Origin of the sequence: Streptomyces sp. NPDC057616 (assembly GCF_042800575.1) — a bacterium.
Lineage (GTDB): Bacteria > Actinomycetota > Actinomycetes > Streptomycetales > Streptomycetaceae > Streptomyces.
Window position 1 is genome coordinate 180,586 of sequence record NZ_JBHVGU010000002.1, and the last position, 24,346, is coordinate 204,931.

At 71.3% G+C, this 24,346-nt stretch carries 24 protein-coding genes; 5 read left to right on the top strand and 19 right to left on the bottom strand.

Translation table 11 applies throughout. The annotated features are described in order from the left end of the window. Positions 1-49 precede the first annotated feature (49 nt). The 9 genes from ACFU97_RS02620 to ACFU97_RS02660 all read right to left on the bottom strand — a co-directional run bounded on the left by ACFU97_RS02620 (position 50) and on the right by ACFU97_RS02660 (position 8,043). Complete coding sequence (locus ACFU97_RS02620) at positions 50-715, bottom strand: class F sortase (RefSeq protein WP_384249879.1); 666 nt, start codon at positions 713-715, stop codon at positions 50-52. A gap of 4 nt (positions 716-719) precedes the next feature. Next, a complete protein-coding gene (locus tag ACFU97_RS02625; RefSeq protein WP_384249882.1) occupies positions 720-1,244 on the bottom strand; it encodes a hypothetical protein in 525 nt (174 codons plus the stop codon). A 199-nt stretch (positions 1,245-1,443) separates the two neighbouring features. After that, the gene (locus ACFU97_RS02630) at positions 1,444-2,223 is read right to left on the bottom strand and encodes an HAD-IIA family hydrolase (RefSeq protein WP_384249884.1); all 780 of its coding nucleotides are present in this window, start codon (positions 2,221-2,223) and stop codon (positions 1,444-1,446) included. A gap of 108 nt (positions 2,224-2,331) precedes the next feature. Continuing rightward, a complete protein-coding gene (locus ACFU97_RS02635) occupies positions 2,332-3,030 on the bottom strand; it encodes an HAD family hydrolase (protein ID WP_384249887.1) in 699 nt (232 codons plus the stop codon). Positions 3,031-3,047: 17 nt separating this feature from the next. Further along, on the bottom strand, positions 3,048-4,172 hold the full coding sequence (locus tag ACFU97_RS02640) for a TIGR03364 family FAD-dependent oxidoreductase (protein ID WP_384249890.1): 1,125 nt from the start codon (positions 4,170-4,172) through the stop codon (positions 3,048-3,050). Between the two features lie 155 nt (positions 4,173-4,327). After that, entirely contained in the window at positions 4,328-5,083 is a 756-nt protein-coding gene (locus tag ACFU97_RS02645; protein ID WP_384249893.1) for a GntR family transcriptional regulator, read from the bottom strand. A gap of 46 nt (positions 5,084-5,129) precedes the next feature. Next, positions 5,130-5,948 (bottom strand): hypothetical protein, encoded by an 819-nt coding sequence (locus tag ACFU97_RS02650; RefSeq protein WP_384249896.1) that lies wholly within the window; start codon positions 5,946-5,948, stop codon positions 5,130-5,132. A 237-nt stretch (positions 5,949-6,185) separates the two neighbouring features. After that, on the bottom strand, positions 6,186-6,956 hold the full coding sequence (locus ACFU97_RS02655; protein WP_384249899.1) for a transposase family protein: 771 nt from the start codon (positions 6,954-6,956) through the stop codon (positions 6,186-6,188). A gap of 40 nt (positions 6,957-6,996) precedes the next feature. Then, complete coding sequence (locus tag ACFU97_RS02660) at positions 6,997-8,043, bottom strand: ROK family protein (RefSeq protein ID WP_384250292.1); 1,047 nt, start codon at positions 8,041-8,043, stop codon at positions 6,997-6,999. A 223-nt stretch (positions 8,044-8,266) separates the two neighbouring features. Here ACFU97_RS02660 and ACFU97_RS02665 point away from each other — a divergent pair, with 223 nt between their 5' ends. Together ACFU97_RS02665 and ACFU97_RS02670 are read left to right on the top strand one after the other, a co-directional pair. Beyond that, positions 8,267-9,340 (top strand): Gfo/Idh/MocA family oxidoreductase, encoded by a 1,074-nt coding sequence (locus tag ACFU97_RS02665; RefSeq protein ID WP_384249902.1) that lies wholly within the window; start codon positions 8,267-8,269, stop codon positions 9,338-9,340. After that, complete coding sequence (locus ACFU97_RS02670) at positions 9,337-9,840, top strand: heme-degrading domain-containing protein (protein ID WP_384249905.1); 504 nt, start codon at positions 9,337-9,339, stop codon at positions 9,838-9,840. Before ACFU97_RS02665 ends, ACFU97_RS02670 begins: the two co-directional genes overlap by 4 nt. A gap of 99 nt (positions 9,841-9,939) precedes the next feature. On the opposite strand, the gene ACFU97_RS02675 is transcribed toward ACFU97_RS02670, so the two are convergent. From ACFU97_RS02675 to ACFU97_RS02690, 4 genes are all read right to left on the bottom strand, one after another. Further along, positions 9,940-10,797 carry a fumarylacetoacetate hydrolase family protein gene (locus ACFU97_RS02675; RefSeq protein WP_384249906.1) on the bottom strand — a complete coding sequence of 286 codons (858 nt, stop codon included), beginning with the start codon at positions 10,795-10,797 and terminating at the stop codon, positions 9,940-9,942. 127 nt (positions 10,798-10,924) lie between these two features. After that, positions 10,925-11,659 (bottom strand): YidC/Oxa1 family membrane protein insertase, encoded by a 735-nt coding sequence (locus ACFU97_RS02680; protein WP_384249909.1) that lies wholly within the window; start codon positions 11,657-11,659, stop codon positions 10,925-10,927. 114 nt (positions 11,660-11,773) lie between these two features. After that, positions 11,774-12,106, bottom strand: a complete 333-nt coding sequence (locus ACFU97_RS02685; RefSeq protein ID WP_384249911.1) for a DUF6412 domain-containing protein — start codon at positions 12,104-12,106, stop codon at positions 11,774-11,776. 56 nt (positions 12,107-12,162) lie between these two features. Then, complete coding sequence (locus ACFU97_RS02690; protein ID WP_384249913.1) at positions 12,163-12,714, bottom strand: winged helix-turn-helix transcriptional regulator; 552 nt, start codon at positions 12,712-12,714, stop codon at positions 12,163-12,165. 70 nt (positions 12,715-12,784) lie between these two features. Here ACFU97_RS02690 and ACFU97_RS02695 point away from each other — a divergent pair, with 70 nt between their 5' ends. Further along, entirely contained in the window at positions 12,785-14,200 is a 1,416-nt protein-coding gene (locus tag ACFU97_RS02695; protein WP_384249915.1) for an MFS transporter, read from the top strand. Between the two features lie 106 nt (positions 14,201-14,306). On the opposite strand, the gene ACFU97_RS02700 is transcribed toward ACFU97_RS02695, so the two are convergent. The 6 genes from ACFU97_RS02700 to ACFU97_RS02725 form a co-directional block, all read right to left on the bottom strand. After that, a complete protein-coding gene (locus tag ACFU97_RS02700) occupies positions 14,307-14,633 on the bottom strand; it encodes a hypothetical protein (RefSeq protein ID WP_384249918.1) in 327 nt (108 codons plus the stop codon). Continuing rightward, positions 14,623-15,120: an Imm50 family immunity protein gene (locus ACFU97_RS02705; RefSeq protein WP_384249920.1), complete on the bottom strand. Its 498-nt coding sequence runs from the start codon at positions 15,118-15,120 to the stop codon at positions 14,623-14,625. Before ACFU97_RS02705 ends, ACFU97_RS02700 begins: the two co-directional genes overlap by 11 nt. Positions 15,121-15,124: 4 nt before the next feature. Next, on the bottom strand, positions 15,125-15,541 hold the full coding sequence (locus ACFU97_RS02710) for a contact-dependent growth inhibition system immunity protein (protein ID WP_384249922.1): 417 nt from the start codon (positions 15,539-15,541) through the stop codon (positions 15,125-15,127). Positions 15,542-15,622: 81 nt separating this feature from the next. Next, positions 15,623-20,008 (bottom strand): polymorphic toxin type 28 domain-containing protein, encoded by a 4,386-nt coding sequence (locus tag ACFU97_RS02715; RefSeq protein ID WP_384249924.1) that lies wholly within the window; start codon positions 20,006-20,008, stop codon positions 15,623-15,625. An 11-nt stretch (positions 20,009-20,019) separates the two neighbouring features. Further along, positions 20,020-20,331 carry a hypothetical protein gene (locus ACFU97_RS02720; protein WP_384249926.1) on the bottom strand — a complete coding sequence of 104 codons (312 nt, stop codon included), beginning with the start codon at positions 20,329-20,331 and terminating at the stop codon, positions 20,020-20,022. A 135-nt stretch (positions 20,332-20,466) separates the two neighbouring features. Continuing rightward, on the bottom strand, positions 20,467-21,258 hold the full coding sequence (locus ACFU97_RS02725) for a class E sortase (protein ID WP_384249928.1): 792 nt from the start codon (positions 21,256-21,258) through the stop codon (positions 20,467-20,469). 298 nt (positions 21,259-21,556) lie between these two features. On the opposite strand from ACFU97_RS02725, the gene ACFU97_RS02730 reads away from it, so the two are divergent. Both ACFU97_RS02730 and ACFU97_RS02735 read left to right on the top strand, forming a co-directional pair. Beyond that, positions 21,557-23,029 carry a beta-1,6-galactanase gene (locus ACFU97_RS02730; protein ID WP_384249930.1) on the top strand — a complete coding sequence of 491 codons (1,473 nt, stop codon included), beginning with the start codon at positions 21,557-21,559 and terminating at the stop codon, positions 23,027-23,029. 55 nt (positions 23,030-23,084) lie between these two features. Next, positions 23,085-24,326 carry an MFS transporter gene (locus ACFU97_RS02735; protein WP_384250294.1) on the top strand — a complete coding sequence of 414 codons (1,242 nt, stop codon included), beginning with the start codon at positions 23,085-23,087 and terminating at the stop codon, positions 24,324-24,326. Positions 24,327-24,346 lie beyond the last annotated feature (20 nt).

Below are 24,346 nucleotides of genomic sequence, written 5' to 3' on the forward strand. Positions count from 1 at the left end.
AGCACGCCGCCGGCCGGGCCAGGTAAAGGTGGCCCGTCGGGAGGACGGTTCACAGGCCGGTTCCGGTGAGATACGCCGAGACGATCACGTTCGCCGTGTAGGTGCGGCCGGCCCGGTCGAAGGTGCCTCCGCAGGTGATCAGCCGCAGCTCGGCGCGTCCCGCCCGGTGCTGTCCGTAGGCCCGCGCGGCGTCGAAGCGGTCGCGGCTCTGGACCTGGACGCCGTCGACGGTGAACTCGGCGACGGTGCCGTCGTCGCGCAGGACGCGGACGGTCTGGCCGGGCCGTACGGTGCTCAGCTTGTAGAAGACGGCGGGCCGGGTCTCGGTGTCCACGTGCCCGACCAGCAGCGCGGCCCCGTCCGCGCCGGGCGCGGTCCCGCCCGCGTACCAGCCGACGGCGCCCGCCTGCGCGAAGGGCGGCGGCTCGACCGCGCCGCGCGCGTCCAGGCCGCGGGCGATCACGGGCGCCTGCACGCCCAGCCCCGGAATGTCGACGCGCTGGGGCAGCGCACGCTTCAACGGGCTTACCGCGGACGGGAGTTCCGCTTCCTGTGGTCCCCCGATCGCGGCCAGGTCACCGGTCGCGGTCTGCGGCACCTCGCGCGGCACGTCGGTCACCTGCCTGCCCCACAGCCACAGCCCGCACAGCAGCACCGTCCAGGACAGCGCCGTCACCAGGCGTGCGGAGCCCGAGGAGCGCTCGCGGTCGGCCATCGGATCAGTCCGTCCCGCGCCTCCGGCGCGCGCTCAGCAGCCCTACGGCGCCGGCGGCGGCGCCCGCGAGGACCAGCCCGGTGATCGTCTGCCCCGCGCCGGGCCCGGCCCCGCGGACGTCCACGGAGGCGAAGTGCGCGGCACCACCGCCGCCGGCGTCGACGGGGGCGACGGGTGAGGCGGGCGCGGTGGGAACGGCCGGGGACGGCGGTCGCTGGGCCCGGACCTGCTGCTGGTCCTGGCCCTGCTGCCGGCCCTGAGACTGCTGCTCGCCCTGACCCTGCTGCCGGGGCTGCGCGACGACGGTGACGCGGCCCTTGATCACGGTCTCGCCGCAGGCGATCCGCACGTCGTAGGAGCCCGGGCCGGCGGCGGCGCGGACGCGGGTGTCCCCGGTGAGCGTGCCGCCGGCGCCCGAGAGCCGCGCGTCCGCGACGAACGCCGTGGACGTGGCGGTGGCCGTGCGCAGCGTGCACCCTGTCGCCCGGAGCACCACGTCGCTGCCAGCGGCGGGGGACGTCGGAGTCATCGAGAGGCCCGCTCCGCCGCCTCCTTCCGCCGCGTACCCCGCCCCCGGTGCGAGGGCGCAGGCGGCCAGAAGACCGGTACAGAGAGTGAGACGCAGTGAACCCATCGTGAAACCTCCAGATACAAGGAGGCTCCCCCGCGGGTGCGGGCACCGCATCCTCAGCGGGGCCCGCACTGGTCCGTTCGGGTGGCTTCGGGTTTCAGATGCGCTCGACGAGGTCCGCGATGGAGTCGACGATCTGGGACGGCCGGTACGGGAAGTCCTCGACCTGCTCGGGCCGGGTCAGCCCGGTGAGCACCAGGAACGTCTGCATCCCGGCCTCCATGCCGGCCAGCACGTCGGTGTCCATGCGGTCGCCGATCATCGCGCTGGTCTCGGAGTGCGCGCCGATGGCGTTGAGGCCCGTGCGCATCATGAGCGGGTTGGGCTTGCCCGCGAAGTACGGCTTCTTGCCGGTCGCCTTGGTGATCAGCGCGGCGACGGCACCGGTCGCGGGCAGCGGGCCCTCGGCGGAGGGGCCGGTCTCGTCGGGGTTGGTGCAGATGAAGCGGGCACCGGCATCGATCAGCCGTACGGCCTTGGTCATGGCCTCGAAGGAGTACGTACGGGTCTCGCCGAGGACCACGTAGTCGGGCTCGTGGTCGGTCAGGATGTAGCCGATGTCGTGCAGCGCGGTCGTCAGGCCCGCCTCGCCGATGACGTAGGCGCTGCCGCCCGGCCGCTGGTCGTCCAGGAACTGGGCGGTGGCCAGGGCCGAGGTCCAGATGGACTCGACCGGCACGTCCAGGCCCATGCGCCGCAGCCGGGCGTGCAGGTCGCGCGGGGTGTAGATCGAGTTGTTGGTGAGCACGAGGAAGGGCCTGCCGGACTCGCGCAGCTTCTTCAGGAAGGCGTCGGCGCCGGGGATCGGTACGCCCTCGTGGATCAGCACGCCGTCCATGTCGGTGAGCCAAGATTCGATGGGCTTGCGGTCTGCCATGGTGCCGTCTCCTGCCGTACGCGCTGATGCGTGCCCCTCACCCTATCGATCAGCTCCCGGCGGCCGGCTTCCAGTCCGGCGGTGACGGAGTCGAAGCGGATGCTCGTCTCACCGGGCTCCCCGGAGCAGCGCGGGCAGCGCGGCGACGGAGTCGAGGACGTGGGTGGCGCCGGCCGCGCGGAACGCCTCGTCGCCGTGGGCGCCGGTACGGACGCCGGCCACCAGGCCCGCTCCGGCGCGGACGCCGGTGAGCACGTCGTAGGAGGTGTCGCCGACGACGGCGACCTGCCGTACGTCGTCGGCGGCCCTGGTGCGCAGGAAGGCCTCCAGGACCATGTCCGGGTACGGCCGCCCGCGGCCACCGGCGTCGGCCGGGCACAGCGTGAGCGGGACGAGGTCCTGCCAGCCGAGCGCCGCGAGGATGGCGTCCTGGGTGACACGGGCGAATCCGGTGGTCAGGACGACGGTACGGCCACTGCCCGCGATCTCCTCGACGGCCTCGCGGGCGCCGGGGACCGGCGCGACGAGCCCCGCGTCGACGAGGTCGCCGTACGCCTTCTCGAAGGCCGCGTTGGCGCGCCGGGCCAGGTCCTCGGTGCCGAACAGGTGCCGGAAGACGGAGATCTTGGACTCGCCCATGGTGGCGCGGACGTGGTCCAGCTTCTCGGTGTGGTCGGCGGAGCCGGGCTCGACGCCCAGCTCGGTGGCGGCCGCCTCGAAGGCGCGCTCGACGAGCCCGCCGTCGGCGACGGTCGTGCCGGCCATGTCGAGGACGACGAGCCGTACGTCGGGAGCGTCCGTGGTCATGTCTGTGGTCAACTTCCTCACCAGTTCAGTTCGTTCGCGGTGGTTTCGGCGATCGCGGGCGAGCAGGTCATGCCGCGCCCGCCGGGCCCGGTGACCAGCCACACGCCGTCGGCGACCCGCTGCCGGTGCACGACGCGGCCGGCGTCGGTGCACTGGGCGTACACGCCCGCCCACCGGCGCCGGATCTTCGGCAGCGGGCGGCCGAGGAGGGACTCGACGACCGCGGTGAGGTGGTCGTAGGGGGCCTCGACGGTGTCGAAGGCGAAGGGGTGCTCGTACTCGTGGGTGTCGCCGATGGTCAGGCCGCCGTCGGCACGCTGGACCATCAGCAGCTGCATCCGGTGCTCGCGCGCGGCCGGGGCCTGCGGCTGCCGGGAGTTGAGCGCGTCGAGGGCGGAGGACGCGTACGCCGGGTAGTAGCGGAAGCTGTCCGCGTCCGCGACCGACGTGGTGAGCGGCTCGCCGAGCGGGTCGGTCTGCATCATCTGGAGGCGTACACGGCGTACCGGGAGGTCCGGTCCGGCGAGTTCGCGGACGAGTCCGCCGAGCCAGGCGCCGGTGCACAGGACGACGGCGTCGGCGCGGTGCACCTGGCCGTGGTCGTCCCGGACCGTGCCCGCACCGGTCACCTCGCGCACCTCCCGCCCCGGCAGAAAGGTGTAGTTCGGTGACGCCAGCAGCTGTTCACGCAGCGCGAGTTGAGCGGTACGGGGCTCCACGGCGGCGTCCCGCTCGCAGTGCAGCGCAGCGGTGAACTCGCCGCGCAGGGCGGGGTTCAGGCCGCGGGCCTCGGCGGGCGTGAGGAGCTTGTGGCCGCGGGCGGCGGAGTCCTCGCGGGCCACGGCCGCCTCGGCGACGGCGAGTTCGAGGGCGCCGCGGACCGGGGTGAGAGAGCCGTTGGCCCGGAAGCCCAGCCCGGGGACCCGGGCGCCGATCTCCTCCCACAACTCCCGTGCGCGCAGGGCGGTGCCGAGTTCCTCGCCACCCGCCCGTCCGCTCACCCAGATCTGCCCGAAGTTGCGCAGCGAGGCGCCGCGGGCCTCCGCCTCGCGCTCGATCTGGACGACCTCGTGGCCGCGTGCCACTGCCTGCCAGGCGTGCATGGTGCCCACCACGCCTGCTCCGACGACTGCCACTTTCACGTCGGTCACGCTCCTCGCGCATGGGGAACCGGGGAGGTCCGGCTGACACCAAGAGCCTGTACGAGGCATCCCCGTTTGGGCTAGACCCGTTATGTCCTTGTGATACAACGACGGGGCGTGAGCGCCGAAAAAGACCGACTTCGGGATGTTTCGCGTCAGCCCTTGAGGTGGGCCGTGAACGAGAACCGGTCCCCCCGGTACAGCGTCCGCACCCGCTCCAGCGGCCGGCCGCCGGTGTCCCGCGAGACCCGGTGGATGAGCAGCATCGGAAGGGCCGGCGGGGTTCCGATGAGCAGAGCCTCGCGCGGGGTCGCCAGCACGGTCTCGATCCGCTCGTCGGCGTCCCCGAAGAGGATGCCGCTGTCGTGGAGGTAGCCGTAGAAGGAGGAGTCGGGCTCGAAGTCGGTGTCGAGGCGGGGGAGGCGGGCCACGGCGACGTAGGTGCTCTCCAGGCCGACCCGCTCGTCGTCCGCGAGCAGCACGCGCTCCAGGTGCCAGACCGGCTCGCCGCGTTCGAGGCCGGTCTCGGCGGCGAGCGCGTCCGGGCAGGGGAACCGGTCGAGGGTGACGAGGGTGCGGCCGGGGGTGCGGCCCTGGCGCCGTACGCCCTCGGTGTAGCTGGCGAGCGACAGCGGCTGCGCCAGCTTGGGTCCCGCGACGACCGTGCCGCGCCCCTTCCGGCGCAGCTTGCCCTCCAGCACCAGCTCGCGCAGCGCCTGGCGCACGGTCTCGCGCGCGACGCCGTACTCCTCGGACAGGTCGCGCTCGGTGGGGATGGCGGCGCCCTCTCCCAGGTCGGCCACGAGGTGGTCGATCCGCGCCTTCACCGCGTAGTACTTCGGCACGCGGCCGTGCTCCGGGATGCCTGCGCGGACGGGGGCGCCGGGGGCCTGGTCGTTCGGGTAGTCCACGGGAGGGATCGTCGCAGACGCCGGGCGCCGGCCCCGCCCCGGCCTCTCAGCGGCGCCTGCGCGGCCTGAGGGCCAGCAGCACGGCTCCGGCGGTGACGAGCAGGACCGAGGTGGCCGCGAGGGCTCCGCCCGGGGTGCCGAGGCCGGTGCGGGCGAGTTCGTCGGCGAACGGGAGGCCCGGGCCGACGCCCGGCGAGGCGGTGCCGGTGGGGCGGGTGCCGTCCGGGGTCCGGGTCGCGTCGCCGCGGTCCGCGTCGCCCTGGTTCGTGTCGCCCGGGTTCGTGTCGCCCTGGTTCGTGTCGCCCGGGCCGGCGTCGCCGTCGACGCGGAAGCGGTAGTCGCCGGACTGCCCGACCCAGTCGCCGTCGTTCTTGTGCCGCTGGACGACGGCGGCGTTGGCGGTGACCTCGTTGGGTACGGCGTCCGAGGTGAGCGCGAGACGGACCTTCACGGTGACGGTCCTGCCGGGCGCGACGGTGAAGCCGGGCAGGCCGGCGTCGAAGGCGCCGACCAGCTCGTCCTCGTCGGTCCTCACGAAGCGCACGGGGTGCGCGCGGCCGCCTTCGTAGAAGTCCAGCCGCGGCTGGCCGGGCCGCAGCGCTCGCTGGTCGTCGACGAGCACGACGACCGGGTGGATGCCCGCGCAGGTCCGGGTGGTGGTGTTGGTGAGGTCCAGGTACCAGACGCCGTATCCGCCCCCTGCCTCGTAGGCGTCGGGGCCGCCGTGGATGCGGGTGCTGACGGGGAAGTGGCGGTCGTCCGGGGCACAGCCGGCGGCGGGGACGGCGTGCGCCGGGGGCGCCAGGGGGAGGAGGGCGGCTGCTGCCAGGCTGAGGGGGACGGTCGTGCACAGTCGCATAATCATGGGACTGTGCCGGACGGGTCCGCCCGGCGGCCGGTGCCGCTCCGGGGGTCCGCGCAAGTCCCCTCGATCAGCGCACGCGCACGGTGCACGCGCGCACGCCCCACCCGGACCCAGGACCTGTTGCGAAAATCCCGTCGTCCGCCCGAAGCGCGGGCCCGGACTTTCGCAACAGGCCCTAAAGGGTGTTGCGGAAGGTTGTGTTCGGGCAGGTCAGGGCCCGTGGAGGCAGTCCTCTGGTCATGATGCGAGGGCGAGGTTGTGCATGTGGGCGACGGCCTGGACCGCGTGGTGGAGGCCGTCGCCGCGCTGCCGGCAGTCGCGGAGGATCTTGTAGTTCTTCATCCGGCCGATCACATGCTCCACCCGTGCACGCACCTTGCGGTGGGCGGCGTTGTCGTCCTCCTCGCCGAGCAGCAGGGGCCGGTGCGGGCGTTTGCGGTGCGGCACCACCATCTGGCAGTTGAGGTAGGCGCCGTCACCCAGGACGGTCACGCCCTGGCAGTGCTCGGCCAGCCCGGAGGCCCGCCAGGCGTGCGCGTCCGCGGTGGTGTCCGGCACCGGACGGGCGGCGGCGATCACCAGGCGGGTGTCGGCATCGACGATGACCTGCACGTTCGCGGAGAACCGGTAGTTGCGTGACGATGAGCCCACCTGCCGGTCGCGGACCGGGACCAGGGTGCCGTCCACGATCCACAACCGGTCCGCCGCCTCCGCCGGGCGGGCCACGGGTTCGAGCGCGAGCAGCGGACCGAGCCGCTGGATGACACGGCACACCGTCGAGGAAGAGACGCCGAACAGCGGGCCCAGCTGCCGCATCGTCAGGTTCGTGCGGTAGTACACCGCCACCATCAGCACCCGCTCGGCCAACGGCAACGACCACGGCCGACCCCGCAGCGTGCCGTTGCCACCCCGCTCCCGCACCACCTTCAACAGACCCGCAAACTGCGTCACCCGCAGCCCCGTGAACGTCTCCACCCACACCCGCTCAGCCCTTAACACCCCAGCCATACAAGGAAGATGCCCAGCTCAGAGCCTTGTGCAACACCCTTTAGCCGTCCGCCCGTCCGAACAGCGGCCCCAGCACCAGTTGCGCCGCCCCTTCCGCGACCTCGTCGGGGGTGATGCGGACCGGTACCGGCCGCTCGCCGGCGCGGCGGGCGCGGGCGTCGAGGACGGTGGTCACCCCTCGCACGAAGGCCTCGGGCGCCGCGGTGATCGTGCGGCCGCCGAGGAGGACGCGGTCGATGTCGAGAAGGGCGACGAGGTTGCCTGCGGCGGTGCCGAGGACGCGCGCCGCCTCGTCGACCTCGCCGCGCGCCACCGCCGCCAGGCACAGCGCCTCGACGCAGCCGCGGTTGCCGCAGCCGCACGGCGGCCCGTCCAGCTGCACGACCTGGTGGCCGAACTCCCCCGCCCCGGTCCGGGCCCCGCGGTGCACGGTGCCGCCGATGACCAGCCCGGCGCCGAGCCCCGTACCGAGGTACAGATACGCGAACGACCCGCTCTCCCCGGCCCCGCCCGCGCCCCCGACCGCCAGGCCGAGCGCGGCCGCGTTGGTGTCCTTGTCGACGACGACCGGCACGCCGAGCCGCCGCGCGAGCGCGTCGCGCAGCGGGAAGCCGTCCCACTCGGGGAACCCCGTGACGCGGTGCAGGACACCGCGGATGTGGTCGAGCGGGCCGGGCAGCGCGACCCCGATCCCCAGCGGGGAGGCCGCGCCCGGCAGTTCTCCGGTCAGCGCTCCCGCCTGCTCCGCGACCGCGCCGACCACGGCCTGCGGCCCCGCCCCCAGGTCCAGCGGGATGCGCCGCTCCCCCGCCACGGCGCCCGTGAGGTCGACCAGGACCGCGCGCAGTTCGTCCCGGTCCAGGTGCAGCCCGACCGCGTGCCCCGCCTCGGGCACCAGCCGCAGCACCGTGCGGGGCTTGCCGCCCGTGGAGGCGCGGCGGCCCGCCTCGGCCGCCAGCCCGTCGGCCCGCAGCCGGGCGGTGATCTTGCTGACGGCCTGCGGGGTCAGCCCGGTCCGCTCGGCGAGTTCGAGCCGGCTGATCCCCTCCGCGCCGGCCGTGCGCAGCAGATCGAGGACGAGGGCCATGTTGTGGCTGCGCAGCGCGGGCAGATTCGCGCCGACCGCACCCGACGTGCCCGCCGTGACGGGCGCGCTCGCCGGCCCCGCGACCGGCCCTGCCCGGTCCGCGGCCGTCCGCGCCCGCCCGGCGGCCGTCCCCGCCCCTGTCCCCGCCACCGCGTTCGTCCTGTCCACACCGCCATTGTCCCCCGCGCTTGCACTTTGGCAACAGCGTTGCGAAAGTGGAGCCATGACTCGTACTCCTCTGCGCGTGGGCCTTGTCGGCTACGGCCTCGCGGGCTCCGTCTTCCACGCCCCGCTGATCGCCGCCACCGAGGGCCTCGCCCTCGACACGGTCGTCACCTCGAACCCGGAGCGGCAGAAGCAGGCCCTGGCCGAGTTCCCGGACGTACGCGTCGCGGCGACCTCCGACGAGCTGTTCGGCCGCGCCGCCGAGCTGGACCTCGTCGTCGTCGCGTCGCCGAACAAGACGCACGTCCCGCTGGCGACCACCGCCCTGGAGGCCGGTCTCCCGGTCGTCGTGGACAAGCCGATCGCCGGCACCGCGGCCGAGGCGCGTGCGCTCGCCGCCCTCGCCGAGGACCGCGGTCTGCTCCTGTCCGTCTTCCAGAACCGCCGCTGGGACAACGACTTCCTGACCCTGCGCAAGCTGCTCGCCGAGGGCGAGCTGGGCGACGTGTGGCGCTTCGAGTCCCGCTTCGAGCGGTGGCGCCCGCAACCCAAGGGCGGCTGGCGCGAGTCGGGCGACCCCGAAGAGATCGGAGGTCTCCTCTACGACCTCGGCAGCCACGTCGTGGACCAGGCCCTGGTCCTCTTCGGCCCCGCGACCCAGGTCTACGCCGAGTCGGACGTCCGCCGCCCGGGCGCGCAGGCGGACGACGACACCTTCATCGCCCTCACGCACGCCGGCGGCGTCCGCTCCCACCTGTACGTCTCCGCGACGACCGCCCAACTCGGCCCGCGCTTCCGGGTGCTGGGCTCGCGGGCGGGCTACGTCAAGTACGGCCTCGATCCGCAGGAGGCGGCCCTGCGCGAGGGCCGGCGGCCCGGCACGGCGGCCGACTGGGGCACGGAGGCCGAGGAGTTGTGGGGCCGGGTCGGTGCCGGGGAGTCCCCGGTGACCGGCGGCGGCCGTCCCGAACCGACGCTCCCCGGCGACTACCCCGCGTACTATGCGGCCGTGACCAGGGCTCTCCTCGACGGCGGCGCCAACCCGGTGACCGCTCTCGAGGCGGCCGCCGCCCTCGACGTCCTGGAGGCGGCCCGCCGTTCGGCCCGCGACGGAGTGGCGGTGACGCTGTGACGCACCACGAGATCACGCCCAAGTTCCACCCGGAGATCACTCCTTCCGTGGAGGAACTGGAGGCCCAGGAACGCCATCTGGTCTTCAGCCGCTTCACCTTCGAGGACGCGTGGGCCCTCGGCTCGCTCCTGGTGGAGATGGCCCTGGAGCGCCAGGCGCCGCTCGCCATCGACATCCACCGCGCCGGCCAGCAGCTCTTCCACGCCGCGCTGCCGGGCTCGACGCCCGACAACGACGCCTGGATCGCCCGCAAGCGCCGCGTCGTCGAGCGCTACGGCTCGGCCTCCTACCTGGTCGGCGCCCGCTTCCGCGCCAAGGGCACGACCTTCGAGGAATCCTCCCGCCTGGACCCCGACACCTACGCGGCCCACGGCGGCTCGTTCCCGGTCAACGTCGAGGGCGTGGGCGTCGTCGGCGCGGTGACGGTCAGCGGCCTGCCCCAACTGGCGGACCACCGCTTCGTGGTGGAGGCCCTGGAGGAGTTCCTCAGGAAGGCCTGACCGCAGCGCCTTCGGGGGGCGCGGGGAACTGCGCGACAAGCCGCATCCGACCCGCGGTCGACGGACGACCGCGGTTCCCCGCTCCCCCGGGCGGAGCGCCTACGCGTCTTTCAGTTCCTGCCGCTGCCGTCCCAGTCCCTCGATCTCCAGCTCCACGACGTCCCCGGCCCGCAGATACGGCTTCGGCTCGGGCTGCCCCATCGCCACGCCCGCGGGCGTACCGGTGTTGATGACGTCCCCGGGGTAGAGCGTCATGAACTGGCTGACGTAGCGCACCACTTCGGCCACCGGGAAGATCTGCTCCGCGGTCGTGCCGTTCTGCTTCAGCTCGCCGTTGACCCAGAGCTTCAGCGGCAGGTTCTGCGGATCGGCGACCTCGTCCGCCGTCACCAGCCACGGCCCGAGCGGGTTGAACGTCTCGCAGTTCTTGCCCTTGTCCCAGGTGCCGCCGCGCTCGATCTGGAACTCGCGCTCGGAGACGTCGTGCGCCACCGCGTACCCGGCGACGTGCGCGAGCGCCTCCTCGGCCGACTCCACGTAGCGCGCCGTACGTCCGATGACGACCGCCAGCTCGACCTCCCAGTCGGTCTTCGACGAGCCCCGGGGCACCAGCACCGTGTCGTTCGGCCCGACCACCGTGTCCGCGGCCTTGAAGAAGATCACCGGCTCGGCGGGCGGCTCGGCGCCGGTCTCGCGCGCGTGGTCGTGGTAGTTCAGCCCGATGCACACGACCTTGCCGATCCGCCCGAGCGGCGGCCCCACCCGCAGCCCGGTCGCGTCCAGCGCGGGCAGCTCCCCGGCCTCGGCGGCCGTACGGATGCGCTGGAGCGCCGCGGTGTCGGCGAGCAGCGCTCCGTCGATGTCCGGCACGACACCGGAGAGGTCCCGCAGAACCCCCTCGGCGTCCAGCAGCGCGGGCTTCTCCGTTCCCGCCGTACCGACTCGCAGCAGCTTCATGATCACAGTCTCCCTCGATCGCGGGCGCCCGACCGATGGGTGCAGCCATCGGAGGACTGGTCGATCCTCCAAGCTCGGCGTCCAGTCCGCAATACCCGGTTCACGGACTGGACCGTAACCGCGCCCGCTAGCCGTGGAGAACGGCCCGTTCGACCGCGCTCCACGTCGTGCTCGTCACCACATACAGTGCGGCCGCCAGCGGTATTACGGCCACCGTGACGAGCGTGAAGAAGGACAGGTACGGCGCGATCTTCCCGATGGCCGCGGCGCCGGGGAGCTGCTCCGGGGCCGCCACGCCCTCGACGATGGCGGTGGCGGGGGTGGCGCCCATGGTCCGCCTCACCCGCAGGAAGTTGAACGCCGCCACCGCCGCGACGACCGCGAACAGCCCGAGGTAGACGAGCCCGGCCGCCCCGAACGCCCCGCCGCCGGCCAGCGCGTCCGCCCACCGCCCGCCGAGAGGCGCGGCGAACAGCTGATGGGCGAGGAGGCCGTTGCGCTCCCCGCCGACCGTGGCGCTCGAGAACAGGTGGTACAGCAGGAAGAACGCCGGCAGCTGGAGCAGCCCGGGCAGGCACCCGGACAGCGGCGACACCTTCTCCTCGGCGTGCAGCGCGAGAAGGGCCTGCTGGAACTTCTGCGGATCGTCCTTGTGCCGGGCGCGCAGCTCGGTGATCCTCGGCTGCAACGCGGTGCGGGCCTTCTGCCCGCGGGCGGCCGCCCGGGACAGGGGATGGACGAGGAGCCGTACGAGAGCGGTGAACAGGACGATCGCGGCGGCCGCCGCGGTGGCGCCGAACAGCGGCTGGATGAGATCGGCGAGTTGCTCGACGAGATGCGCGAAAGCCGGGAAAACGGACATGGGTGAGCCCTCCGAGGGTCATGCCGGAATGGGGTGACGGCGGCATGACGACCGGCGCGGGCACGGCCGGAAGACGGGCTGCGTGAACTGCGCGAGCTGCCTGAACTGCGTGCCTTACGCGGCGGTCGCCGGAAGGGCGGATCCAGGAGCTCGGGGGCGGGTGCGGCCCCGCGCGTCCGGGTCGCGTTGCGACAGGAAGGCCGTACGGCGATCTCGGTCGCGGATGGCCGTCCGCACGCGGGTGGGCGGCACCACGGGAACGCAGCGCGCGGCGAGCAGGGCGCAGACGGCGAGCGCGGACCCCGCCGCGGCGGTCGCGGCGAGCGCGACCGTGGCCGTGAGGCTGCCGGTGTCGGCGAGCAGCACGGCCTGGAGGACGAGGAGCAGCAGCACGGCGGCGGGGCGCAGAGACGTCCGGACCGGCCGCGACATCCGACTGCCGATCATGACCGCCCCCTCTCCCCGCTGTTTCGCCGGCCCGCTTGCACGGGCCCTGCCGTCGGTTATACAGGATCCTTCTCGGCCGCCCGCTCGACGGGGGCCTCGATCGGCTCCAGCAGGCGCTTGGGCCTGAGCAGCGCCCGGCTGACCGGATCCGTCGGGTCCGCGTCGAGTCCGGGCCCCGGCTCCATGAGGACGTCCTCGACGGGTACGACGGTTGCGCAGACGGGGCATTCGCCGTACGAGCCGAGCTCGGTGCCGCAGTCCGCGTGCCGGAAGGTGCGCAGCTTGGTCTCGCCGAAGTGCTCGCGGCCCCACACGCCGAGTGAGCGCAGCGTGGGCCACAGGGCGATGCCGCGCTCGGTGATCACGTACTCGTCCCGCGGCGGCGACTCCTGGTAGCGCCGCTTCTCGAGGAGGCCCTCCGTCGTCAGCGTCTGCAGGCGCGCGGCGAGAACCGCGCGCGGGATGCCGAGGTGGACGAGGAAGTCGTTGTAGCGCCGCACGCCGTAGAGGGCGTCGCGGATGACGAGCAGCGTCCAGCGCTCGCCGACGACCTCCAGCGCGCGAGCGATGGAGCACTGCTGTGTCGCGTAGTCCTTGCCCAATGCCATGCCGTCCACTGTAACCATTTTTCGCGAACTTGGTTCAATGAACGAACCTAAACATGGTAAGGTCCCGGACATGGCTAGGTTCAATGAACGAACCCTCACTGAGGTCGAGGCGCCGTCCACACCCGAGGCGTCCCGTGCACACACCACGCAGGCGCCCGCGCATCCCCGGGCGACCCTCGCCCTGACCAGCGCGGCCACCGCCGTGACACTGATGACGTACACCGCGCCGGTGGTCACGCTCCCGGACACCGCGGCCGCCCTGCACACCCCGCTGTCCGCCCAGGCATGGCTCCTGAACGGCACCCCGCTCGGCCTGGCCGCGCTCCTCCTGGTCGCCGGCAGCCTGGCCGACGACTACGGCCGCCGGCGCATCTTCCTGGCCGGCACGCTCACCCTCGGCATCACCACGGCCCTCGGTGCGCTGGCCTCCTCCACCTGGCTGTTCACGCTGGCCCGCATCGCGCAGGGCGCGGCGAGCGCGGCGATCCTGGCGAGCAGCCTGGGCCTGATCGTGCACGCCTTCCCGACAGCGCGCGGCCGGCTGCACGCGACGGGTGTGTGGGGAGCGTTCGTCAGCGGCGGCATCGCCGCGGGCCCGCTCGTGGCCGGCGCGTTCTCCGACTGGCGGGTGGCCTACGGCGTACTGGGCGCGGCGGCGCTGCTCGTGGCGGCCCTCGGCACCCGCAGACTCACGGAGTCCCGTTCGCCGCGCGGCGGCCGCCCGGACGTACCGGGCGCCCTCACCTTCGGCCTGGCGCTTGTGGCATTGGTCGCCGCCCTCACCCTGGGCCGGGACGGCTGGCTGCGACCGCAGGTGGGCCTGCTGCTCCTGGCGACGGTGATCCTCCTGGCGGTCTTCGCCCTCGTCGAGCGCCGCACGGCCACGCCGATGATCGACCTCGGCCTGCTCCGCCACTCCCGCTTCCTGGCGTCGTCCGCGGGCGGCCTGTTCACCGGTCTCGCGGTGATCGGCATGTTCAGCTTCCTGCCGGCCCTGCTGCAGCAGACGCTCGGCCTGTCCGCGATGGACACGGCCTGGCTGTTCCTCCTCTGGTCCGGCCTGTCCTTCACGGTCGCCCTGCAGTCCAAGCGCCTGGCCGGCCGCGTCTCGCCCCGCCACCAGCTGGCCGTCGGCTTCGTCCTGCACGCGGCCGGTGTCCTCACCATGCTCGGAGCCCTGGACGCCCACTCCTGGACCCGCCTCCTCCCGGGCTTCCTGATCGCCGGAACGGGCAGCGGCCTCCTCAACGCCGCGCTCCCGCTCCTCGCCGTCGAGTCGGTCCCGGCGGCCCGCGCGGCCATGGGCTCCGGCGCCCAGCAGACCTTCCGCTACATCGGCTCCTGCGCGGGCGTGGCCCTGACGATCGCGATCGCGACGTCGTCGGGCGGCGGCCTGGCGCACGGCGCGGACATCGCCATGGTGGTGTCGGCGGGCCTGGCCGCCCTGGCGGCGGTGGCGGTGCTGGTGCTGCGGGAGCGGGCCTGACCTCAGGGGTCAGGGATTGATCAGGGGTCTTGGATCTTGGGCCTTGGGTCTCGGGTCTCGGGTCTCGGGTCTTGGGTCAGGGATCGGGGATCAGGGGGGGCAGGGGTCAGGCGTTCACGGGCTGCCCGGGGTGGGTCGGACGGGCACGCCACTTCGCCTGACGGACCTCGGCGGCCCGGAAGCCGATGCCGGAAGCCTCGGACCCGAGCAGCACGTCGACGAACTGTCCGTCCCGAGCGGCCACCTCGATCCGCCCGGCCTCCTCGTGCCCCCAGCCGGTGACCCGAAGCCCTGTCAGCCCGGTGAAAACGAGACAGGCCTCCACATCACGCGTCTCGACACCCAGCGTCGCCGAGTTGTCACGCTCGTCGAAGTGCACGTAGAAGACACGGCAGTCGGCCGAACGCACCAGGCGCCGCCAGTCAGCGTCCATAGAACGTGAACTCCTCGGTTCCCGGGAGGGACTCGTACAGTCGCGCATCCACCTTGTTGACGTAGCAGTGGGGCCCACCGTCCGTGCCGTCCGCCCCCATCCTGAACGCACTGACATGACCGACCGTCGCGAGGTCGTGGCACTCGAACTCCAACGCCACCCCGCTCCCCTCGACGCCGACGCGCATCCGCCTCTGACCGCCGTACGGCTCCATCCTGACGTCACCCGTCGTCGGCGGGGACCACCGGGTGAGGGAGACCATCCGCACGTCCAGAAAGCCGAGTTGGCACTGCACCGCGTCCACGCCCGCGTCGAGCCATTCCTGGGGCGCGGACCCCGGAAACGACGGCAGGTCGACGCGCAGCGTGACGCCGGGCCCGACGGGGTTCAGATTGACGGACCTGACGGCGACACCGCTGAGCGCGGGAATGGTGCCGTAGAGCGCCTGAAGAATCTCCGGATTCACCAGGCGGCTCTCGACGGACACGGGCTCACACCCCATCGGGCAGGGCGGCGAGAAATGCGTCGACCTCCGGCCTGACGTAGCGCGACAGGTTGGTCAGCATGGAGACCGCCGCCTTGAGTTCACGGGCGAGCTCGGGGTCGGCCGCCCACACCCCGGGGCTCCGGGTCACGACCGCGTACAGCAGGTCGTCGTCGTAGAACCCGCCCGCGGCCTGCGCCGGCGCTTTCTCCCGCAGGATCTCCACCGCGAGCGGAAGCAGCCACGGCAGGCCGACGTCCTGCCCGATCATCCGGGCGAGTTCATGGGGCTCCAAGGTCCCCACGGGCCGCCGTCGCCACTCGTGAACCGTCCTGACCAGCGACGTCGTCTCCGCGGGCGGGTCCGGCCACCGCTGCCCCTCCAGCTGCTCCAGGGACTTGGTGCGGTCGACGGACTGGGGCATCGTCGGTCCTTTCATGTTTTGCTCGTCAGGCGCAGGGGGTTGCTGCGTCTCAACAGATGCGCTCACGCTACAACGCCGTTGTCAGTGACCTATGGAATGCAGGAAACCATTGAGGCGGTCAAGCTCTTCGATGGCTTCCTTTCGCTTTTTCAACAGCACGTTCATGCCGCGTTCCGTCATCGACTCCGGTGGATTCTTGATCTCCCTCTCAAGAGCCTCACGAACATTGTTCAAACCGTTCCGCGCCTGCTTGAGGTCCTGAATGTGATCGAAGGGCGTGCCGTCAGCCTTCCGCGCAACGACTTCACCCCGCGCCTCGCGTCGCGCAGCGCTGTAATGGTTGTGATTCGGCTGCGAATTGATTTCGCCGACAGGATCCTTCTTGATGTTCTCCAACTTCTTGATCGCGTCCATCGCCTCTGTACGCAACCCCAGTTCACGGCACTCAGGAGCAAGACCCAGAGGGTCGGTCCACGTAAGAGGGTTGTGGACGTAGGTATGGGGGTTCGGGGCAGGGATCAGGCCCAGCGGGTCGGGAGTGAGATACCTCGCACACTCAGGGTCGTAGTACCGGAAGTAGTTGTAGTGAAGGTCGGTTTCGAGGTCGTAGTACTGGCCGGGAAACCGAAGTGGGGTGTACGCCGTACTGTTCGTCGTCCACGATGTTTTCCCCCAGAGTGTGGATCGAGAGCGCCAGGCGACGGCACCGTCCTCGTCGAGTAGTTCCGCGGGCGATCCCACCAGATCGGTGACGATCGCGAAGAAGCGGGAGTCGATCTCTTCCTGGGGCGCGTCGGCGGCGGTGAGCGATTCGACCTGTGCGATCGGCTGCAGCCCGTCGTGGTTCCAGGTGAGGGTGATCCGTTGAGGAGACCCCTCGACCGCCGTGGTCTGCTCGCACAGGGTGCTCGAATCCCAGGTGAAATCGACCTGCTCCACCACACTCGTGCCGTCCGGTCCGAGCCTTTGCTTGGCCGTGCGGCGCCCCAGAGGGTCGTACAGGTAGCGCCATGTGGTGCCGTCCGGTGTGACGACTGAGCTGAGGCGATCTTCGGCATCCCAGATGTAGCGCCATGTATCGGGCTTGCGGGACAGCCGGGTCTTCTGCCGAAGCGTCGTGCGCCCCTGACCGTCGTGTTCGTAGCGCACGTTTCCGGCCCGTGCGATGCGATTTCCCTGGTACGTGCGCGAACCGGTGGCTTCGTGCCCCGGCTGGGCGGTGGGCCATTCCGCTGTGATCTGGTTGCCGACCTCGTCGTACGCATAGCGTTCCGTCCAGCCCGCCGCCCGGACCTCGGTCACACGGCCACCGACGTCCAGCGTGAACTGGCGGCTGCCGTTCAGGCGGTCGTCCATGCCCACCAGATAGCCATCGGCGCGATAGGTGTAGCTGCGTTCCTGCACGGTCTGGCCGCTGCCAGGTCGCGTCGTGGCCTGGCCGGTAAGACGCCCCACTTCATCGAACACGCTGGTCACGGTGATCGCCCCGCCGATGCGGCGCACGAGCTCTCGGCCCGACCCGTCGTGTTCGAAGGCGATGGTCCGCCCCGCGGACACGAGATGTACAAGGTTGTCGGCGGCGTCGTACGCATAGGTACTGACAGCTCCACTGGGCGTGGTCCGGCTCGTCTTACGTCCGAGGGCGTCATACGTGAAAGTAGACGTCCGGCCGTTGACCGTCTCGAGCGTCAGATTCCCGCCCCGGTCGAACTCGCGCAGCAGCGTCACGTCCGGGCCGACGGCGCTGGAGAGCCGGCCATCGGGCTCGTAGGAGTACGTGGTGAGCCGGCCCGCGGAGTCCTTGCGGAGCACTCGGCCGAGGGCATCGTGCTCGAAGCGGGTCGTCTGCCCGAGTGCGTTGGTGCGGCTGACCAGACGGCCCGCAGCGTCGTGGCTGTAGGCGAGCGTGCGCCCGTCGAAGTCCGTCTCGGAGATCAGACGGCCTCCGGCGTCGAATTCGTAATGCCATGTGAGCCCGGCGGGGTTGGTGACGGCGGCAAGGCGCAGTTCCGTGTCGTGTGCGTACTCGTAGCGCGCTCCGTCAGGGTCGATGCGGCACACGGGCAAGTCGAAGTGGCCGTACTCGAGGCGGGTCACAGCACCCAGAGGACTGGTGTGGGTGAGGCAGTTGCCCTCACCGTCGTAGTTCCAGGTTTCCGTGCCGCCATCGGCCATGCTGCGTCGCGCCAGCAGTCCTTCGACGGTCCACTCGAAGCGTGTTGCGGCCCCCAGAGGATCCCTGACCACGATGGTGCGGCCGAAGGCATCGCGCTCGAATCCGGTGACATGGCCCAGCGGGTCCTGGATTTGGAGCGGAAGCCCGGCGGTGTCGCACTGTACGGAGGTGTCGTGGCCCAACGCATCGGCGACCGAGACAAGATGGCCGAAGCGGTTGTAGGCGAAGCGAGTCGTCGCTCCGCTCGGGTCAGTCACAGCGATTCTGTTGCCGCGTTCGTCGTAGGTCTGCTGCCAGACGGCTCCGTCCTGGTCCGTCACCCTTTCGACCAGTCCAAGGGCGTTGTACGCGGCGCTGGTCGCATGGCCGTCCGCGCGCACGACCTTGACGAGGTTTCCGAGTTCGTCGTGGCTGAGCTCGGTGACGTTACCCAACTGGTCGATCACCGACGACAGTTGGTTTCTGTCATTCCATTCCTGCGTGGTGACGTTGCCGAGTGGGTCGGTTTCGCGGATCAGGCGCAGGTGTTCGTTGTGTTCGTAGATGCGGACGTGGCCGAGGGAGTCGGTCACGTGGGTGGTGCGGGTGGTGTCGTCGTAGGTGAGGGTGGAGGCGAGGGCGCCGGCGGTGCCGCCGGTGGCGATGACGCGGCCCTGGTCGTCGTAGCGGTACCAGTAGGTGGTGTCGTTGCGGTCCCTCCAGGAGGTGATGCGGCCGTCGGCGTCGTAGGTGTAACGCATCGGCAGGCCGGAGGAGTTGTACTCCTCGCTGAGGTGGCCGTGTTCGTCGTAGCCGAAGGTGAGCAGGGTGGTGCCGGGGCGGTCCGGGTGGGCCGGGTCGAGCAGGCGCAGGCCGGTGATGCGGGAGCGGGCCGGGTCGTGGTCGAGGGCGAGGTGGTAGCCGCCGGAGTGGACGACGGCGGAGGGGATGTCGCTCTCGGCGTAGACGATGGTGATGCGGTTGTTGTTGCGGTCGGTGATGTGCTGCAGGGGCAGGTCGACGGCGGTGTCGCCGGCTGCCGCGACCGGGGAGTGGAAGACGTGGGTCAGGCCGCTGTCCGGGTCGCTGACGCGGAGCGCGCCGTCGGTCTCGGTGTCCCAGGACAGCATCAGGCGGGAGCCCGGGGTCAGCGGCCGCACCGGGTCGCTGCCGGCCGGGTCCAGCGGCGGGAAGCACAGGCGGGCGCCGTCCGCCGCCGCGAACACGAAGCCCTCGTCGTCGGCCTGCACCCGCTGGTCCAGGGTGGAGGCCCAGGAGGGGCCGAACCAGCCGCCGAAGCGGTAGGAGGACAGGTGGGTGCGCTGCAGGATCAGCGGGAGCACGCCCGGCAGGGACACGTCGGTGCGGGGCAGGGCCATGTCGCCGGTCGCCACGTCGATCGGGTCCCGCACGAACTTCTTGACCATGTTGCGCACCGAGGCGGGCAGCTTGTCGAAGCCCGGGTTCAGCTTCAGCCGCTCAAAGGCCGCGCAGTCCATGCCCAGCGACTTGCTCAGCTTGGCCAGCGCCGCCGGCCCCAGCGCCTTCAGCCCCTTGCCCAGCGCCTTGCCCAGCACGCCGAAGCCGACGCCCATCACCGCGCCCTCGGCCAGGATCCCGGCCAGCTTGCCCGGGTCCTTGAACGCGCCCGGGTCCTTCAGCAGCGTCTCGAAGGCGGAGAACTCCGCGCCGCCCTTGGCCATCCTGGCCACCTCGGCGACGCCGCGGATCTCCTTGAGCGCCTTCAGGGCCCGCTCGATGCCCCGGATGACCTCCATGACCCCGCGGATCACGGAACCCAGCGCGGTGCCCTCCTCCTCGATCCGGCCGATCAGCGCCACCACCTTCAGCGCCCGCTCGCCCGCCATCAAAGTCGAGGCCACCTCGGAGGCACCCGCGGTGAGGATCGACAGCGCGAGGCCGGCGATCTCGAACTCGGCGATCTCCGCCAGCATCACGCCGATCTCGGACAGCAACTCGTGCGCCTTGTCCGCGAAGTCGTCCAGCGCCTTCGCGCCCTCGCGCAGCGAATGCGCCATCTCCGTGGCCTGCTTACGGGCCGCCTTGGAGCGCTTGTTGAACGCCTTGGCCGCCTTGCCGTCCCACTCCACATCCGCCAGCGCTTTGCGGGAAGCCTCCGCGGCGTCGTCCAGGCCACTGGCCAGGTGCCGCCACTTCTTCGCGATCTCCCGCACCCCGTCCGGGTCCACCGCCGGATCCGAGATGCCCAAAAACTCCAGGCCGCTGGCGACACTGTCGCCGAACATGTGGTTGAACTTGTTGACGTAGTGCAAGGGGTTGAGATCGACCATGACGCTGCCGCTCAGCCCTTCCCGTCCCGGGCCGCGGCCGCGATCAACACATCCAGCAGATCGAACGCGGTGGAGACCTCACCGATCAGCTTCGCCTCCGCCTCCCACTCCTCATCCAGCTGCTTGGCCAGCTTGACCAGAGTGGTCATGCCCTTCTCGATCTCGCCCTTCGCCCCCAGCAGCGAGCCCAACGCCCCCAACGCCCCCAGGTCGTGCGACTGCGCCTCGAACTGCTGCAACGGCTTCGCCGTGTGATGCCCCACCCCACGCAGCCCCGACGCCGCCTTGTGCATCGACGTCGCTTCCTTCTTCAGGTCCGACACCCGAACCCACCCCCCGAACCCCGTACATCCATCGCTTCACTCTGTGCACATGCCAACCCCACGACACTAGGGAGAGCAGTTATCCCAGAGGTATGGCAGACACCAAGGGCGAGTAAAGATCGACAACGACGCCGACTAGGATCGCGGCCGCATCGACACCAGCTTCCCCCACACCACCAGCCGATACCGCGACGTGTACTCCGGGGTGCACGTCGTCAGGGTGATGTAGTAGCCCGGCTCGCTGTACCCGTACCGCGGCTTGACGATCGAGCGCGGGATCGGGCGTACGACGCCGGAGTCGCGGGACGACGTCTGCGGGAGCGTCTTGTCGACGACGTAGGTGTACGTGGCGCTCCTGGTCTCCACCCGCACGACGTCCTTCGTCCGCAGCCGGTTGATGTACCGGAAGGGTTCGCCGTGGGTGTTGCGGTGGCCCGCGAGGGCGAAGTTGCCTGCCTGGCCCGGCTGTTGGGTGCCGACGTAGTGGCCGACGTACCCCTTGTTGAGGACGTTCGGCTTGCTGACGCCCTCGGCGACGGGGACGCGGAGGCCTAGGCGGGGGATGGTGAGGATCGCATAGGCCTGGGACCAGGTGGGGCGGGACTGCCGGGTGGTGGCGGGCCGTTGAGGACTGGAGTCGGCGGCGGTGTCCGCGTGCTGCCCGGATGACGACGTGGGTGACGAGGACGGTGCCGGCGCGGCGGATGCGTCGTCGCCGGAACCGCCCGAACCCCACTGCCGCTCCAGCGACTGCACCTTCCGTTCGGCCCCCTGCCGCGCCTCCCGGTTCGTCCACCACAGCTGCTGGACGACCAGGAGCAGGAGCACGACGCCCGCGGTGACGAGGAGTTCGCCCCCGGTCCACCACACCCGCCGGCGCCGGGCCAGCCGCCGCCTGCTGCTGTGCTGCACGACCGGAACGCGCATCCGTACGCCTCCTCACACCAGGCCGCCCGCACGATAAGGGCAGCGCCTTCAAGTCACCAGGCCCGTACGCCTCTCGTACGCCTCCCGTACGCCCCTCAGGCGCGTCTCAGCCGGTGAGGGCCCACCCGTTCGGGACTTCGTACATTGGTTTTAGAAAGCCCTGTCAGAACCCTCGACAACCCCACGCACCACACCCGATGCTTCCTCCTGGCACGACCGGAACAGCTGGCACGACTGGCACGACTGGCACGACTGGCACGACTGTCATGAACGGGACCTGCAGCGAAGCGGAGAAGTCATGATCCGACGCAGAACCCTGCTCACCGCAGCGGGCGGCACCCTCCTCGGCAGCGCCCTGGCGACCGGAACCGCACGCGCGGACGCCACGATCTCGGTCAACCCCGGCACGTCGTACGGCACTTGGGAGGGCTGGGGTACCTCCCTCGCCTGGTGGGCCAACGTCTTCGGCGCCCGGGACGACTTCGCCGACATCTTCTTCACCACCAAGTCCACGACGTACAACGGCACTTCACTCCCGGGCCTCGGCCTGAACATCGCCCGCTACAACCTGGGCGCGTGCAGCTCGAACAGCGTGAACGGCGAGAGCATGGCCGCCTCCCCCAACATCCCCGCCTTCAAGCAGATCGAGGGCTACTGGCAGGACTGGAACAACGAGGACCCCACCTCCTCGGCCTGGAAGTGGACGGCGGACGCCACCCAGCGCGCGATGCTGACGAAGGCGGTGGCCCGCGGCGCCACCACCGAGCTCTTCGCCAACTCCCCCATGTGGTGGATGTGCCTGAACCACAACCCGTCCGGCGCCGCCGACGGCGGCAACAACCTCCAGTCCTGGAACTACCGCCAGCACGCCTCCCACCTCGCCGCGGTGGCCCTCTACGCCAAGAACAACTGGGGCGTGAACTTCGCGACGGTGGAGGCGTTCAACGAGCCCTCGTCCTCGTGGTGGACGGCGACCGGCACCCAGGAGGGCTGCCACATGGACGCCACCGTCCAGTCGGCCGTACTCCCCTATCTGCGCAGCGAGTTGGACAAGCGCGGCCTGACGGGCACGAAGATCTCGGCCTCGGACGAGACCAGTTACGACCTGGCCCGTACGACGTGGGGCTCCTTCTCCTCGGCCACGAAGGGCTACGTCAACCGCGTCAACGTCCACGGCTACCAGGGCTCGGGCGGCCGTAGAGACCTGCTCTACACCGACGTCGTCACGACGGCCGGCAAGGCCCTGTGGAACTCCGAGACCGGCGACAACGACGGCACTGGCCTCACACTCGCCGGCAACCTGCTCTACGACTTCCGCTGGCTGCACCCCACCGCCTGGGTCTACTGGCAGGTGATGGACCCGTCCTCGAACTGGGCGATGATCGCCTACGACGCGAACACGCTGCAGCCGGGCGCCATCACGACGAAGTACTACGTCATGGCGCAGTTCAGCCGCCACATCCGCCCTGGCATGAAGATCCTCGACACAGGTGTGAGCTACGCGGCGGCCGCCTACGACGCGAGCGCGAAGCGCCTGGTGATCGTGGCGGCCAACACCTCGTCCTCCGCACAGACGTTCACCTTCAGTCTCGCCAGCTTCACCACGGTGAGCGGCGGTTCGGGCGGGCTCGTGCCTCGCTGGAACACGGTGACGACGGGCGGGGACCTGTACAAGGCGTACTCCGACACGCACTTGAGCGGGAAGACGGTGGCGGTGCCGTTCGCGGCGAAGTCCGTGCAGACGCTGCAGATAGACGGGGTCGTGATCTGACATCGGCACCGAAGCGGAGGTGGTGCGCGTCACCGGTGCACCCGGTCCCGCACGGATGCCCGCCGGGCTGGCCGCGCTCGCCCTCGGCGGCTTCGGGATCGGCCTGACCGAGTTCGTGATCGCCGGGCTGCTCCCGCAGGTGGGCCGCAGCCTCTCCGTGTCCGAGGCCGCGGCGGGATGGCTGATCTCCGGCTACGCCCTGACCGTCGCGGTCGGCGCGATCGCGGTGACCGCCGCGACGGCCGGGCTGCCCCGCAAACCGGTCCTCGCCGGACTCGTCGTGCTCTTCGTCCTCGGCAACCTGCTCTCCGCGCTCGCCCCGAACTACCAGGTCATGCTCGCCGGCCGGATCGTCGCCGCTCTCTGCCACGGCTCCTTCTTCGGCATCGGCTCGCTCGTCGCCCGCCGTCTGGTCGCCCCGGAACGGGCGTCGAGAGCGGTGGCCGTGATGTTCGCCGGCCTCACCGTCGCGAACGTGCTGGGCGTCCCCTTCGGCGCCCTCGTCGGCGACAAGTGGGGCTGGCGCGCCACGTTCTGGGCGATCACCGGGATCGGCGTGATGGCCGTGGCGGCGATCGCCGTACTGGTCCCGGCCTGGGCGGGAACGCATCCGGCGGCCCCCGGGACCGGCTCACGAGGCACCGGCTCACGGGGCAGCGGCTCACGAAGCAGTGGCTCACCACGGACCGGCTCACGAGGCGCACTCCGCACCCAATGGCGCGCCATGCGTCCCCGCCAGGTCTGGCTGACCCTCGCCGCGACGGCGCTCAGCTACGGCGGCATGTTCGGCGCGTTCAGCTACCTCGCGTACACCTTCACCGAGGTCACCGGCTTCTCGGAAACGGACGTGGCCTGGCTGCTGGTCGTCTACGGCAGCGGTCTCGTACTCGGCAATCTGCTCGGCGGCCGGGGCGCGGACCGCAACCGCGACGCCACCCTGCTGGTGTCCCTGGCCGCCCTGACCGCCACCCTCGCGGCATTCGGCCTGCTGGCGACCAGCCCGACGGCCTCCGTGATCCTGGTCTTCCTCACCGGCGTCTTCGGCTTCGCGCCCGTCCCCGGCATGATCACCCGGGTCACCGACCACGCCCGGGGAGTGCCGCTGGCCGCGAGCGCCAACGTGGCCGCCTCGAACGTGGGCAACGCCCTCGGCGCCTGGCTGGGCGGCCTGGCCATCAGCGCGGGCCTCGGCTACACGGCCCCGCTCTACGTGGGAGCGGCCGTCGTCCTGTCGGGCCTGGTGACGATGGCCTTCACGGCGAGGGACGCGGCACGAACCGGAGATCATGGGGGCTGAGTGGCGAACGGACTGCTGAC